General features: G+C 73.9%; 3 protein-coding genes. All 3 read right to left on the bottom strand.

The window, feature by feature from the left end; all coding sequences use genetic code 11:
- On the bottom strand, positions 1-11,645 hold an 11,645-nt coding region (locus AAH979_RS41035), incomplete at its 3' end, for an amino acid adenylation domain-containing protein (protein ID WP_346263521.1).
- Between the two features lie 44 nt (positions 11,646-11,689).
- On the bottom strand, positions 11,690-12,625 hold the full coding sequence (locus AAH979_RS41040; RefSeq protein ID WP_346263522.1) for a TauD/TfdA family dioxygenase: 936 nt from the start codon (positions 12,623-12,625) through the stop codon (positions 11,690-11,692).
- 42 nt (positions 12,626-12,667) lie between these two features.
- A partial coding sequence (locus AAH979_RS41045) for an amino acid adenylation domain-containing protein (RefSeq protein WP_346263523.1) occupies positions 12,668-16,270 on the bottom strand: 3,603 nt, incomplete at its 5' end.

Below are 16,270 nucleotides of genomic sequence, written 5' to 3' on the forward strand. Positions count from 1 at the left end.
GCCGCCAGGGCGGTCACCCGGGCGTGCAGCCCGGCGTCGAGGACGAGCGGGACGGTGCCGCCGCGGTGGGACAGCGCCGCGGGACGCGGGTGGTCGAACGGCAGCGTCAACTCCTCGGGCAGCGCGACCAGGGTCTTGGTCCAGTAGGCCAACTGCTGGGAGATCGGGCTGTCCGGGTCGCTCTCGCTGCCCAGCCAGCGGTGCTGCCAGAGCGCGTAGTCGGCGTACTGCACCGGCAACGGCTGCCACGCCGGCGCGCTCCCGGTGCGCCGCGCGGCGTACGCCTCGGCCAGGTCACGCGCGAACGGACCGGCCGACCAGCCGTCGGTGGCGATGTGGTGGCAGGTCACGACGAGCAGGTGCTCGAGCGGGCCCAGGACCACCAGAGCGGCGCGCACCGGCGGTTCCGCCGCCAGGTCGAAGGCGTGGTCGAGCTGCTCCCGGACGCATCCGTCGACGTCGCCCGGCGCGGGCCGCAGCACCGCAAGAGCGGGGACCGCCGCCGTGGCAGACAGGACCACCTGGAACGGCTCCTGATCGATCTCGCGGAAAACCGTCCGGAGGCTCTCGTGCCGGCCCACCACGTCGGCGAACGCCTGCCGCAGCGCGTCGGTGTCGAGGTCGCCGCGCAGCCGCAGCACCATCGGTACGTTGTAGGTGGCGCTCGGCCCCTCCAACTGGTCGATGAGCCAGAGCCGACGCTGGGCGTGGGACAGCGGGATCCGCTCCGGCCGCGCCACCACCTCCAGGGGCGCCCGGGCGGGTGCCCCGCCGGTCACCCTGCGGGCCAGGGCCGCCACCGTGGGAGTCTCGAAGACCTGGCGGACCGGCACCTCCTCGCCGAAGGTCGAACGGATCCGGCTCACCAGCCGGGTCGCCGCCAGGGAGTGACCGCCCAACTCGAAGAAGTTGTCGTCGACGCCTACCCGGGCCACACCCAGCACCTCGGCGAAGAGCATGCAGAGCAGGTCCTCGCGCGGATCGGACGGTCCCCGCCCGGCCCGCGCGGACGGCAACTCGGGTACCGGCAGGGCCTTGCGGTCGAGCTTGCCGTTCACGTTGAGCGGCAACGCGTCCAGCCCGAGGAAAACCGTCGGGACCATCTGCTCGGGCAGCGTGCGCCGCAGGTGCCGGCGCAGCTCGGCCGGCGACGGCAGCGTGGCGCCGGCTGCCGGGACCGGGTAGCCGACGAGACGGTCGCCGTGCACGGCGACGGCGGCCCGGTCCACCGCCGGGTGGGCGGCCAGAACCGTCTCGATCTCGCCCAGCTCGATCCGCACACCGCGAACCTTGACCTGGTCGTCGGCCCGGCCGGCGAAGAAGAGGTCGCCCGTGGCGTCGCGGCGCGCCAGGTCCCCGGTGCGGTACATGCGGGCGCCGGGCGGGCCGTAGGGGTCGGCGACGAACCGGCCCGCGGTCAGACCGGGGCGGCGGTGGTAGCCGCGGGCGACCCCGACGCCGCTGATGTACAGCTCACCGACGACCCCCGCGGGCACCGGCTGGAGGCGGTCGTCGAGCAGGCGCACCGTGACACCGTCGTTGGGCTTTCCGATCGGTGTGCCGCCCGCGTTCGCCGGGGTGAGCCGGGCGAGCGTGCAGTGGATCGACGCCTCGGTGGGGCCGTAGGTGTTGAACATCCTCCGGTCGCCGGCCCAGCGCTGCGCGAGCGCGGGCGGGATCGCCTCGCCGCCGACGAGCAGCGTGTGCAGGCCCGGCACCCGGTCCCGGTCGACCAACGCCAGCACCGACGGCACCAGCACGGCCAGGTCGACGCCGTGCCGCTGGATCAGCTCCGCCAGCTCCTCGCCGGAGCCCATCGCCTGGGCCCGACCGAGGCACAGGGTGGCACCGGAGCCGAGCGCGATGAACATCTCCCAGACGGAGTTGTCGAATCCGGCCGAGGCGTGCTGGAGCACGGTTCGGCCGGGGCCCGCGCCGAACGCCCGCACGGACGCCTTGATGATCGGCACAACCGTGCGGTGCTCGACGACGACGCCCTTGGGGCGGCCGGTCGAACCGGACGTGTAGATGACGTACGCCGGGTTGGCGGAGTTGCGCAGCACGGCGGGTTCGTCGGCGGGCAGCCGGGTCAGGTCCGCACGGTCGAGGAGCAGGACCGCCCGGTCCGAGACCGGCGGCCACCGGTCGGCCACCTCGGCGACGGTGACCAGCAGGACGGGGTCCGCGTCGGAGATCAGATAGCCGAGCCGCTCCGGCGGATGCTCGGTGTCCAGCGGCAGGTACGCCGCGCCGGTCTTCAGCGTGGCGAGGATGGCGACCACCAGGTCGACCGAGCGGGGCACGGCGACGGCGACGGTCTTCTCCGGCCCGGCCCCCCGGTCGGCGAGCGCGTGCGCCAGCCGGTTCGCCCGGCGTACCAGCTCGGCGTAGGTCACCTCGGTGTCCCCGTGCACCAGGGCGACCGCGTCGGGGGTACGGGTGGCCTGCGCCGTGACAAGGCCGTCGAGGGTCGGCGTCCGCTCACGCACCGGCTCGGCCGGGGCGGTGAGCACGTCCCGTTCCGCCGGGGTGAGCACGTCGATCGCGCCGATCCGGGCGGCGGGGTCGGCGACGAACGCGCGCAGCACCCGGACGTACCGCTGGAGCATGGTGTCCACGGTGGAGTGGTCGAACAGGTCGCTGCTGTACTCCACGACCCCCTCGATGCCCTCGGCCTGCCCGCCGGCGCCCCGTCGCTCCCCCATCGCGAAGGACAGGTCGAACTTCGCCACGTCGGCGGCTCCGGCCACCGCGCTGAGGCTGAGCCCGGGTAGCTGGATGCTCGCCTCGGGGGTGTTCTGCAACGACAGCATGACCTGGAACAACGGGTGCCGGGCGAGGGAGCGCGCCGGGTTGAGCAGCTCGACGAGCCGCTCGAACGGCAGGTCCTGGTGCTCGTACGCGGCCAGGTCGGTCTCCCGGACGCGGGCGACCAGCTCCTGCACGCTCGGGTTGCCGGCGGTGCTCGTGCGCAGCACCAGGGTGTTGATGAAGAAGCCGACGAGGTTGTCCAGGCTGCTGTCGGTCCGGCCGGCGATCGGGCTGCCGATCGGGATGTCGGTGCCGGCGCCGAGCCGGGTCAGCAGCGCGGCGAGGCCCGCCTGCAACACCATGAAGAGGCTGGCCTTGTTCCGCCGGGCCAGGACGCCGAGCTGCTTGTGCAGCTCCGCGTCGAGGGCGAACCGGACCTTGCCGCCCTGGTACGACGACACGGCCGGACGGCGCCGGTCGACCGGCAGGTCCAGCTCCTCGGGAAGCCCGGCGAGGACGGCGGTCCAGTGGTCGCGCTGCCGGCTGATCGGGCTGTCCGGATCGTCCTCGTCACCGAGCCACTCCCGCTGCCACACCGCGTAGTCGGCGTACTGGACGGGGAGCGCCGGCAGGTCGGCCACCCGCCCGTCGCGTCGCGCGGTGTAGGCGAGGGCGAGGTCACGGGCGAGCGGCCGCATCGACCAACCGTCACCGGCGATGTGGTGCAGCACCGCCACGAGCACGTGCTCGTCCGGACCCGTGGCCAGCAGCACCGCCCGCAGCGGCAACTCCTCGGCGAGCCCGAACCCGCGCCGGACCAGGGCCCGCACCTCGGCGGAGACGCCGCCGGGCCCCGGCTCCGCCACCGGGAGCGTCACCATCCCCACCGCCCGCTCCGGGTCGAGGATTATCTGCTGCGGCTCGCCGTCGACCTCCGGAAACAGCGTGCGGAGACTCTCGTGGCGCACGACCACGTCGCGCACCGCGCCGAGCAGGGCGTCGCGGTCGAGGTCGCCGCGTAGCCGCAGCACCATGGGGATGCTGTACAGCGGGCCGGCGCCCTCCAGCTCGTTGAGGAACCACAGCCGGCGCTGCGCGAAGGACAACGGAACAGCGCCCTTGCGTGGCACGGCCACCACCGGGGCGCGGCCCCGCCCCGCCGACTCGGCGAGCCGCCGGGCCACGCCCGCAGCCGTCGGCGTCTCGAACAGCGCCCGGATCGGCAGCTCCGCGCCGAAGGTGGCCCGGATCCGGCCGACCAGCCGGGTCGCCGACAGCGAGTGCCCGCCCAACTCGAAGAAGTTCTCGTCGACGCCGACCCGTGCCGTGCCGAGCACCTCGGCGAACAGCTCGCAGAGGATCTCCTCGTGCGGGTTACGCGGCGGGCGCGCCTCGGCCAGCCCGCCCACGACCGGTACCGGCAGCGCCCGCCGGTCCACCTTGCCGTTGGGGGTCAGCGGCAGCTCGTCCAGGACGACCACGGTCTGCGGCACCATGTACTCGGGAAGGCTCTCGCCGACGAACCGGCGGACCTCGGCGGGCACCGGCCGGTGCCCGTCGCGCCCGACCACGTACGCCACCAGGCGGCGGTCGCCCGGCACGTCCTCGCGCACCATCACGGTGGCACGGGCGATCCGGGGATGGCGGCTCAGCGCCGTCTCGATCTCGCCCGGCTCGATCCGGAAGCCGCGGATCTTCACCTGGTCGTCGACCCGGCCGACGAAGTCGAGCGTGCCGTCCGGGTTCCACCGGACCAGGTCGCCGGTGCGGTACATCCGGGAGCCGGCCGGCCCGAACGGGTCGGCGACGAACCGTGCCGACGACAGGGCGGGGCGCCGCAGGTACCCGCGCGCGACCCGGTTCCCGGCGAGGTAGAGCTCACCGACAGCGCCGGCGGGCAGCAGCCGCAGGCCGCTGTCGAGGACGTAACAGCGGGTGTTCGGCAGCGGGCGGCCGATCGGTACGGCACCCGTCGCGACCGGCGCACCGGCCGGGATGCGATGCTCGGTGGCGCTGACGGTCGTCTCGGTCGGGCCGTAGACGTTGAGCACCGCCACGTCCGGGTGCTGCTGCCGCCAGTCCTGCAGTTGTGTGCCGGTCAGCGGTTCGCCGGCCAGCAGCAGTTCCTGAGTCGGCGCCAGGTCGACCGCCGCGGACTGCATCAGGGTCAGGTGGCTCGGGGTGCCCTTGAACAGCGTCCAGCCGGGGGGCAGCGTGGGGTGCGCGCGGTCCGGGACCGCGTCCTCGATGGCGGCCAGCCGGACGCAGCCCCCCGTCACCAGCGGGGCGTGCAGCGCGGTCACCGACATGTCGAACGACACCGACGAGTGCAGCAGTGCCACCCCGGCGGCCGACGGGTAGGCGGCGGCCGCGTGCCCGAGGTAGTCGGCCAGCATCCGGTGTTCCACGACGACGCCCTTGGGACGGCCGGTCGAACCGGACGTGTAGATCACGTACGCGGGGTGGCGGTCGAGCAGCGGGGCCGCCCGGTCGGCGTCGGTCAGGTCGGCGTCGTCCGTGGCGGCCACCTCCGCCGCGACGGCGGAATCGTCGACGGCGACGACGGGCACGCCGACCAGCCGCCAGCGGGCGGCGACCTCCCTCGTCGTGACAAGCACGACCGGCGCGGCGTCGGCGGCCATGAACGCGACCCGCTCCGCTGGGTAGTCGGTGTCCAGCGGCAGGTACGCGGCGCCGGTCTGGGTGATCGCGTGCAACGCGACCACGAGGCCGGTGCCACGCGGTACGGCGAGCGCGACGACCCGCTCCGGTCCGGCGCCACGGGTGACGAGGACCCGGGCCAGCCGGTTCGCCCGGCGGCGCAGCGCGTCGTAGGACACGGCCTCGGTCGCGTCGACGAGCGCGATGGCGTCCGGGGTGCGGTGGGCCTGGGCGAGCAGCAGGACGGGCAGGGTCCGGCCGGGCGTGTCCACCCGCGACGGTCCGGCGCCGGTGTCGAGCACGCGGCGGCGTTCGACGGCGAGCAGCGGCTCCAGGGAGGCGACCGGGGCCGCCGGATCGTCGGCGAATCGGGACAGCACCCGCACCAGCCGGTCCAGCAGCCCGTCGACGGCCTCCGGCGTGAAGAGGTCGGGCCGGTAGTTCATCCGCAGATGCAGCCGGGCGCCCGGTACGGCGGTGAGGCTGAGCGGATAGTGCGAGACGGTACGGCCCGGCACGGCCTCGATCCGCAGCCCGGTGTCGTCGATGTCGGGTGCGGTCGGCAGGTTCGGATAGCTCTCGAACGCCACCGCCGTGTCGAAGAGCTCCTCGGCTCCGACCAGCCGCTGGATGTCGGCGAGGCTGAGGTGCTGGTGTGCCATCAGCACCGACTGCTCCGCCTGCACCCGCCGCGCCAGGTCGCGGAGGGTTTCCGCGGCGTGCGGCCGGATCCGGACCGGCACCGTGTTGATGAAGAGGCCCACCATCCGCTCGATGCCGGGGACCTCCGGCGGTCGTCCCGCCACGGTGGCGCCGAAGCAGACGTCGTCGCGGCCGGTTGCCGAGCGGAGCAGCAGCGCCCACGCGCTCTGCACGACGGTGTTGACGGTCACCCCAAGCGCACGGGCGGCCGACGCCAGCGCCTCGGCGTCCGCCGCCGGCAGTTCGATCGAGGTCGACTCCGGGCGTAGTGGCCGACGGGCCCGGTCGGCCGGGGCGAGCAAGGTCGGCCCGTCGAGGCCGTCGAGCGCCTCCCGCCAGCGGGCTTCGGCCTCGGTGCGCTCCTGACCGGCGACCCAGGCGAGGAAGTCGCGGTAACGGCCGGCCGGCGGCAGCCGCCGCGCATCGCCATGCCGGTACAGCAGGAAGAGTTCCTCCATCAGGACGGGCCGGGACCAGCCGTCGACCAGGATGTGGTGGGTGCTGAGGATGAACCGGTGCCGTTGCGGGCCGGTACGCAGCAGGGTGAACCTCAGCAGCGGCGCCCGGCCCAGGTCGAAGCGGGTCCGCCGGTCCTCCAGGGTGAGACGGTCGGCCTCGGCCGCGACCTCCGCCTCGGGTAGGCCGGTCAGGTCGACCTCGTGCCAGGGCGTCTCCACCTCGGCGAGGATCACCTGTACGGGTTCGCGCAGACCCTGGTGGTAGAAGGCCGCCCGCAGGTTGTCGTGGCGGCGCAGCACCCCGTCGGCGGCGGCGCGCAGGGCGGCGCTGTCCAGCGGCCCGGTGATGTCCAGGACCGTCTGCACCAGGTAGACGTCGGGTGCGTTCTCGTCGAAGAGCGTGTGGAACAGCAGCCCGTTCTGTAGCGGCGCCAGCGGCAGCAAATCGGCGGCGCCCGGGTGCTGACCGAGCAGTGCGGCGATCTCGTCGGACCCGAGCGTGACGAGCGGGAAGTCCGACGCGGTGCGGTCGGCGACGACCACGTCCGGCGCGGCCGCCCGGTCCACCAGCGCGCGGGCCGCGTGCTGCCACAGCTCGCCCAGCTCGCGGACGTCCGCCTCGCCCAGCAGCGTCTGCGGCCAGGTCCACGAGGTGACCAGGCGGGGGCCGTCCGGACCGTCCTGGGCGAACAGGTTCAGCTCGACCGCGTGCGCGGGTGGCAGCTCACCGCCCCGGTCGGTGCCGAGCGCGGCGAGTGCCGGATCGGGCTGCCATTCCCCACCGCCGTCCGCGCTGCCGGAACCGATCCGGCCGAGGTAGTTGAAGCCGATCTGCGGGCGCGGCGCAGCGGCGAGTTCCGCACCGGCGGCCCCGCCGCCGTAGCGCAGGATGCCGTACCCCAGGCCGTCGTCGGGCAGCCCGGCCAGCAGTTCCGCAACGGCGGCCACGGTACGGTCGAGCGCCTCGGGTGCCCACCGGCCCGCCCGGTCGGCCGGGGCACCGGTGAGGCGTACCGGGTACAGCGAGGTGAACCAGCCGACCGTCCGGGACAGGTCGGCCCCGGGCAGCAGCTCACCGCGCCCGTGCCCCTCCAGGTCGACCAGCACGCCGGCGGCGCTGTCCTGGCCGCGCAGGCGACGCCACTGCGTGACCGCGAGGGCGAGCGCCGCCAGCAGCACGTCGTTGACCCGGGCGCGGAAGGCGGTCGGCACCGAGTTGAGCAGCGGCCTGGCCACCGCCGGTGGCAGTTCCAGGTTGAGGCTGCGCAACGTCTGCGCCGTGTCGCGCGTGGCGTCCAGCGGCCGGTCACCGATCAGCGGCTCCGGTTCGCGGAGCATCGCCGCCCACCGCTCGGCCTCGACAGCCCGTGCCGGATCGGCCGCGGCGGCCTCCAGCGCGACGGCCCAGCTCCGGAACGAGGTGCCGCCGGGAGTCAGCGCGACCAGCTCCCCCGCGGCGACCGCGGTCCACGCCTGTGCCAGGTCGGGCAGCAGGATCCGCCACGAGACCCCGTCGACGACGAGATGGTGCAGCACCAGCAGCAGCCGGCCGGGCCGGTCGGGGCCGGCGTCGAACCAGACTGCCCGGACCATCCGCCCGCGCGCCGGGTCCAGCTCGCCGCGGGCGGTCGCGGCCTGCCCGGCCAGGAGCGCGAGGGCGTCCGCGTCGCCGAGGGCCGCGACGTCCACCCGGCGCAGCAGCCCGGCCGCGTCGACGCTGCCGGGCGCGCCGATCCGCAGCACGGGTCGACCGTCCGGACCGTCGGCGAGCCGGGCGCGCAGCACGGGATGGTGGTCGAGCACCGCCCGCAGGACGGCGGTGAGCCGGTGGGTGTCCAGGCCGGCCGGCACGCGCAGCAGCATCGACTGGGCCAGCCGCGCGAACGGCCCGCCACGCTCGCGGAACGCGTGCATGATCGGAGTCAGCGGCGCGTCGCCCGTACCGTCGTCAGCGGGCTTCGTGTCCGGCTGCGTCCGCTCGGCGGCGACCGCCGCCAGCCCGGCCGCGGTGGGGTTCTGGAAGATGTCGCGCGGGGTCAACCGCACGCCGGCCTTGCGCAGCCGGGCCACGAGCGCGATGGCGAGGATGCTGTCGCCGCCGAGGTCGAAGAAGTTGGCGTCCGGATCGACCTGCGGGACGCCGACGACGGCCGCGACGGCCGCGCAGATCGCCGCCTCCTCGGGCGTACGGGGTGCGCCGGTCGTGACGGGGTCGGAGATCGGTGCGGGCAGCGCGCGCCGGTCCAGCTTGCCGCTCGGGTTGAGCGGGAACTCGTCCAACGTCACCAGCGCCGTCGGCACCATGTAGTCCGGCAGCTGCCGCCGCAGGCGCTCCTGTATGCCGGCGAGGGTCGGGGCCGGACCGTCCGGGACCACGTAGGCCACCAGCCGTTGACTGCCGGAGCGGTCGGCGCGGATCAGCACCACCGCGCGGGCCACTCCCGGGCAGGCGGCGAGCACCGCCTCGATCTCGCCGAGTTCGACCCGCTGGCCGCGCAGCTTCACCTGGCCGTCGGCGCGACCGTGGTAGTCCAGTACGCCGTCGGCGCGCCAGGACACGAGGTCGCCGGTGCGGTACATCCGCGCGCCGCCGCCGGTGAACGGATCGGCGACGAACCGGTCGGCGGTGAGACCGGGCCGGCGCAGGTACCCGCGACCCAACTGCACGCCGGCCAGGTACAGTTCGCCGGTCACCCCCGGCGGCACCGGCCGCAGCGCGGCGTCGAGCACGTAGACCCGGCTGTTCCACACCGGCCGACCGATCGGTACCGCCCGGCCGTTCGTCTGCGGCGGCACCTGGCAGGCGATGATTTCCACCGCGGCCTCGGTCGGCCCGTAGAGATTGTGCAGCTCGGCATCGACGGTGCGGTGGAAACGCTCGGCGACCTCGGCGGAGAGCGCCTCGCCGCTGCACAGCACCCGGCGCAGCGTGCCGAGCCGCGCCGCGGCCGGTTCGTGGAGGAAGACATCGAGCAGGACGGGTACGAAGTGGACGGTGGTGACCCGCTCCCGGTCGATGAGCTCGGCCAGGTAGGCCGCGTCGCGGTGACCGTCCGGCCGGGCGATCACCAGGGTGGCGCCGACCTGGAGGGGCCAGAACAGCTCCCAGACCGACACGTCGAAGCTGACCGGGGTCTTCTGCATCACCCGGTCCTCGGCGGTGAGGGGATAGCGGTGCTGACCCCACCTCAGGCGGTTCGCCACGGCCTCGTGCGCGACCACGACGCCCTTGGGCCGCCCGGTGGAGCCGGAGGTGTAGATGACGTACGCGGGGTGGCCGGGCAGCAGCGCGGTGACCGGGCCGGTGGCGGGCTGGGCGGCGAGTTGCTCGTGCAGCGCCGGGTCGTCCAGCACCACCGATGGCGTGCCGCCCGGCAGGTCACCGGCGACGGAAGCGACGGTGAGCAGGCACACCGGTGCGGCGTCGGCGAGCATGAACGCCAGCCGCTCAGCCGGATAGCCGGTGTCCAGCGGCAGGTAGGCGCCACCGGCCTTGTGCACGGCGTACAGCGCGACGAGCAGGTCGATGCTGCGCGGCACGGCGACCGCGACGGTGCGCTCCGGCCCGACACCGCGCGCGACGAGCAGGTGTGCCAGACGGTTCACCCGCTCGGTGAACTGCGCGTACGTGACGGTCTCGCCCTCGAAGACCAGTGCCGGGTGTTCCGGACTGCGCGCGACCTGGGCCTCGAACAGCGCCGGCAGGGTGGCCGGTGGCACTGGGTGCGCGGTGTCGTTCCAGCCGGTCAGGATCTGCTCGCGTTCGGCCGTACCGAGGGTGTCGATCCGGGCGAGGATCAGGTCCGGGTCGGCGGCCATCGCGGTCAGCGCGCGCGTCAGCCGGTCGAGTACGGCGTTCGCGACGTCCGCCCCGACCAGGTCCGCCCGGTGGTCCACTCGGAGGACGAGGTCGTCGCCGGTGTTCGCGGCGACCAGGGTGAGCGGGTAGTGCGTGGCGTCGCGCCCGTGCAGCGCCAGCACGCGCAGGCCGGGGGCGACCTCCGTGTCCCGGTCGGAGACCGGGTAGTTCTCGTAGACGAAGGCGGTGTCGAAGAGTTCCCCGCCGGCGAGCTGCTGGATGCGCGCCAGCCCGAGGTGCTGGTGCTCGCGCAGGCCCGCCTGCTCGTCCTGGAGCCGCCGGGCGACCTGCGTCCAGGTCCGGGCCGGCTCCAGCCGAACCCGGACCGGGACGGTGTCCAGCAGCAGACCAATCATCGTCTCGCTGCCCGGCAGCTCCGCGGGCCGGCTCGCCACGATGGCGCCGAAGACCACGTCGGTGCGCGCCGTGAGCCCGCCGAGCACGGTCGCCCAGGCGGTCTGGAGCACGCTTCCCACCGTCAGCCCGGCCGCCGCGGCGCGCGACCGCAGAGAGCTGCTCAGGTCGGCCGGCAACGGCCGCACCAGCCGCTCCGGCATCGCACTGCGCCGGCCGGGATCCGCCGGCGCCAGGCGGGTCGGTTCGTCGATTCCGGCGAGCGCCGTCCGCCACGCCTGCGCGGCGGCGTCCCGGTCGCGCCCCGCGAGCCAGCTCAGGTATTCGCGGTACGCGGTGGCGGGGGGCAGCACCGCCGGGTCGCCGTGCGAACCGTAGAGCGCGAACAGCTCCCGCAGCAGCAACGGCATCGACCAGCCGTCGAGCAGGATGTGATGGATGGTGAGGACCAACCGGTGCCGTCCGGGGCCGCGGGTGGCGAGCAGGAACCGCATGAGCGGCGGGGCACCGAGGTCGAACCGGTGCGCCCGCTCGTCGTCGGCCAGCCGTCGCAACTCCTCGTCGGCCTCGGACTCCGGCAGGTCGCCGAGGTCCCGCACGATCCACGGCAGCGCCGCCTGCTTGGGCACCACCGCGAGCATGCGGTCGGCCCGCTGGTAGCGGAACGCCGCGCGCAGGTGGGGATGCCGGTCCAGCAGGGCCTCCGCCGCCGTCCGCAGGCGCTCGGCGTCGAGCTCGCCGGCCAGGTCGAGCGCCATCTGCACCGTGTAGACGTCGGTCCCGTCGTCGTACACGCTGTGGAAGAGCAGGCCTTCCTGCAACGGCGACAACGGCAGAATCTCCGAGATCCCTGACTGCATCGCGGTGGTGCCTTCCGGTCGGTGGGTGGCGGCGGTGGGGCGGCTCAGTCCGACATGGCGACGAGCACACGGCGCGGGCCCGCGTACGGCCGGCGGCCGTGCCCGACGAGCACGTTGTCGATGACCATGAGGTCGCCCTCGCGCCAGTCGACGTCGACCGCGTGGTCCAGGCCGGTCTGCTGGATGTGGACGATCCACTCGGCGGGGATCGGACTGCCGTCGGCGAGCTGGACGGACTGCGGCGCTTCGTCCTCGCTCAGCAGCTCGATCAGGTCGGCGGCCTCCTCGCCGAGACCCGCGACGTGCCACTGGTCGGCCTGGTTGAACCAGACCTCGAGACCGCTGACGGGGTGGCGGATGGTGGCCGGACGGACCTGGCTGATCCAGAGCGCGTCGTCGGCGCGCCACTCCCACTCCGCATCGGTGTCCTTGAGGAACGTTTCGACCACTTCCCGGTCGTCGGTCTCGAACGTGGCCTGCCAGCTCTTACCGAGCCCGAGGCCGCCGTGCAGGTTCTGGATGTAGCGCACCCCGCCGGCGAACGCCTCGCGCACCTCGGGACGGATGGCGTCCAGCCAGAGCCGGCCGTCGACGACCGGGGTGGCGCCGCCGCTGGTCGGCGCCTGCTGGCAGAAGAACATGAGCCGGGTGGGCCAGCGCGCGGCATACGACATCTCGTTGTGCATCGAGATGGTGAACTCCGGCGGATAGTCCGTCGAGGTGTAGAGATTGTCACCGACCTTGGTGCGCGGCGAGTTGCCGTGCACGTAGGCCAGGCGGTTGGGCAGCAGCACGTCGATCACCGGGTTCAGCGTGGCCGGGGTGACCCCGAATCCGCGGAACACCAGTGCCTTGTGATCGACCAGCAGACTCCCGATGTCCTGAGTGGACAGCCAGCCGAGCAGGCCGTCGGCACCCGGCTCGGCTCCGGTGGTGGACGGGCTGATCTCCAGCGGCTTCCACAGCTCACTCTCCGTCATGGGGGCACCCCTTCTCGTTGGTTTCCTGCGGGCGTCAAGGCGTCAGGCGCCCCATTCGGCTTCGAGCTCGTCCAGCTCCTCCTGACTGAGCTGGACGAGGGGGTGGTCCGACGGCGTCGAGCCACCGCTGCCGGGGCGGCGTACGTGCGTGGCGATCGCGTCCAGCACGGTGACCCAGGACTCGGCCAGCACTCGCACCCGCTCCTCGTCGAAGAGCCCGTCCGGCCATGTCCAGGTGGAGCTGAGCCTCGGACCGTCCGCGCCGTCGTAGGTCGCCGCGCTGACCGCGAGCGGGTACGCCACCGGCAGGTCCGGGTCGGTCGCCGCGACGTACGGTCCGCCGGCCAGGCCGGCCCAGCCGGCCGCCTCCGGTCCGTCGCCGTCGGCGCGCAACCGGCCGAGGTAGTTGAACGCGACCGGCGGCGGCGGTGCGGCCGCGAGTCGAGCCGAGGTCTCCGGGTTGAGATACCGCAGGAGCCCGTAACCGATCCCCTTGTCCGGGAAGGCACGCAGTTGCTCCTTGACCCGCTTGAGGGCTTCGCCGAGGTCGGGACCGGCCGCCTCCACCGCGTCCGGCGCCAGCGCTCCAGGGTCGATCCGCACCGGGTGCATCGAGGTGAACCAACCGACCGTGCGGCTCAGGTCGAGCGCCGGGTCCACCGCCTCGCGGCCGTGTCCCTCGACCGCGACGACCACCGAGGTCTCGTCGCCGGCGTCGGCAACCAGTCCGGCCCGCCACCGGGCGACCGCGATCCCCAACGCGGTGAGCAGGACGTCGTCGACCCGGGCGTGGTACGCCGCCGGTACGTCGGTGAGCAGGTCGGCGCTGAGGTCGGCGGGGACCGGCACAGTCACCGACCGCACGCCGCCCGCCCGGTGCCGGGCCGGGTCGAGCGGGTAGGCCACAGCGAGGGGATCGGGCCGCTGCGTCACGGCGCTCCACAGCTCCAGCTCGGCGACCCGCTCGGAGCGGCGGGCATGCTCGGTGAGGGTCTGCGCCCAGCGCCGGAAGGAGGTGCCGACCGGATCCAAGCGCACCGGCCGGTCGTCGGCGACGGCCTCCCAGGCCGTGGCCAGGTCCGGCACGAGAATGCGCCAGGAGACCCCGTCGACCACCAGGTGGTGCATGACGACCAACAGCCGGCCGGGCCGGGCCGGGCCCGAATCGAACCAGACGAGCTGGGCCATCACGCCCGCGTCGGGGTCCAGCCTGCGCCGGGCGCGTTCACCCTCCTCGGCCACCAGGTTGCGGAAGGCCGAGCCGTCGACGGCCTGGACCACGACGCGGCGCACCCAGTCGTCCACCAGCACCGCGCCGACCGGCGGTACGGCCAGGCGCCAGCTCGGGCCGTCGCGCAGCAGCCGGGCACGGAGCAGGTCGTGGTGGTCCGCCAGCGCCTGCACCGCCACCGTCAGCCTCGGTAGGCCGAGTCCAGGCGGCACCGCCAGGAGGACGGACTGGTTGAACCCGGCATTCGGTCCACCGAGTTCGCGCAACCAACCCATCACCGGCGTCTCGGGCACCTCGCCGACGCCGTCGGCCGCGGCCGGACCGGTCTCCGCGGAGTTCTCGTCGACGCGCGCGACCCGGGCCAGATCGGCGACGGTCTGGTGCTGGAACACGTCGCGCGGGGTGAATACGATGCCGGCGGCGCGGGCCCGGCTCACCAGTTGGATGGCGACGATGCTGTCGCCGCCGATGGTGAAGAAGTTGTCGCTCGGCGACACCGTCGGGCGTTGCAACAGCGTCGCGACTGTGGCGGTCAGTACCTCTTCGATCTGGGTCTGTGGCTTGCGGCCCTCGGTCGCCGGCATCACGGCGGGTGCCGGCAGCGCCGCCCGGTCGACCTTGCCGTTGGCGTTGAGCGGGATCCGGGGTACCGCGATCAGCACCGCCGGGACCATGTAGCCCGGCAGCACCTCGGCGACCCGATCACGGATCACGGCGACGTCGGGCATCGCCGTGGACCCGGCTCCCCGGGCCGGCGCCACGTAACCCACCAGCGCCCGCTCACCCGGCCGGTCCTCGCGGGCCAGCACGGCGGACTGCCCGACGCCCGGGCAGGCGGCGAGGGCCGCCTCCACCTCGCCCAACTCGATCCGGAACCCGCGCACCTTGACCTGGTCGTCGGTGCGGCCGAGAAACTCCAGTTCGCCGTCGGGGCGTTGCCGCACCATGTCGCCGGTGCGGTACATCCGGGCGCCACCGGTGACGAAGGGGTCGGCGACGAAGCGTTCGGCGGTCAGCCCGCCGCGCCCCAGGTAGCCGCGGGCGAGTCCCTCACCGGCCACGTAGAGCTCGCCGGGCGTACCGGGCAGCGCGGGCGCGAGCCGCTCGTCCAGCACGTACAGCCGAGTGTTGTCCATCGCGCGGCCGATGGGCACCGGGCGCTCGACGGGCAGCGGCCGGGTCAGCTCGTGGTGCGCGATGGCGAGGGTGGCCTCGGTCGGGCCGTAACTGTTGGTCAGCCGCAGACCGGGGTGGGCGGCGAGCACGCGCGCGGCGATCGCCGGCGACATCGCGTCGCCGCCGACGTAGACGTCGCGCACGCCGGCCAGCGCGTCGGTGTGCTCGGTGGCGAGCAGACGGAACAGACCTTCCGCCATCAGCAGCCGGGTGACGCCGTGCCGCACGATCGTGTCCGCCAGCGCGACCAGGTCCATGCCGTCGCCGTCGGCCACGACGATCCGGCCGCCGGTCAGCAGCGGTCCCCACAGCTCGTAGGTCGAGGCGTCGAAGGCGTACGGCGAGTGCATGAGGACCTGGTCGTCGGGTCCGTGCCGCCACCATCCGTCCGCGACCAGGTCCACGACGTTGCGGTGGGTGACCGCGACACCCTTCGGGGTGCCGGTGGAACCCGAGGTGTAGAGGACGTACGCGAGCTGCCCGGGCCGGATGTCGACCGGCGGTCCGCTGTCGACGTCCGGATCGGACGGGTCGACCAGCAGGGTCTGCGCGTGCAGCGGCGGCTCGTCGACCAGATGTTCACGGTCGGTGATGAGCGCTGCCGCACCGGTCTCGGCGATCATGCGGCGCAGCCGCGCGGACGGGTTCCGCGGGTCCAGCGGCAGGTAGCTACCGCCGGCCTTCAGCACCCCCAGCACGGCCACGGGGTACTGCCATGACCGGCCCATCAGCACCGCGACCCGGGCCTCGGCGGGGATTCCGCGAGCGACGAGCGCGGCCGCCAACCGGTCGGAGCGCCGGTCGAGCTCGGCGTAGCTGAGCGTGGTGTCGCCGTGCACGACGGCGGTCCGCTTCGGCTCGCGGGCGGCCCGGGCGCGGAACAGCGAGGGCAGGGTGCCGTCGGGCACCGGCCGGGTGGTGCCGCTGCCGCTGGCCAACAGCTCGCGCCGCCCCTCGGCGCCGAGCAGGTCGATGGCGCTGATGCGGATCTCGGGCCGGGCCACGACGGCGTCGAGCAACCGGGCCAGCCGGGCCGCGACGGTCTCGACGGTGGCGCGGTCGAAGAGATCGGTGGCGTACTCCACCAGGCCGTGGACGCCCCCCGGGTTCAGCTCGGCGTCACGCTGCTCCGTGAGGCTGAAGGACAGGTCGAACTTGGCACTGCCCGACTCGGCGTGGATCGGTTCGACCTCGAGCCCGTCGAGGGCGAAGTCGACCGGGGTGGCGCTGTGCAGGAT

Origin of the sequence: Plantactinospora sp. ZYX-F-223, from assembly GCF_039649625.1 — a bacterium.
In the GTDB taxonomy this organism is placed as follows: Bacteria; Actinomycetota; Actinomycetes; order Mycobacteriales; family Micromonosporaceae; genus Plantactinospora.

Coding starts and splice junctions, on each gene's coding strand:
- AAH979_RS41040 (WP_346263522.1), bottom strand. CDS start 12,625: ATGACGGAGAGTGAGCTGTGGAAGCCGCTGGAGATCAGCCCGTCCACC.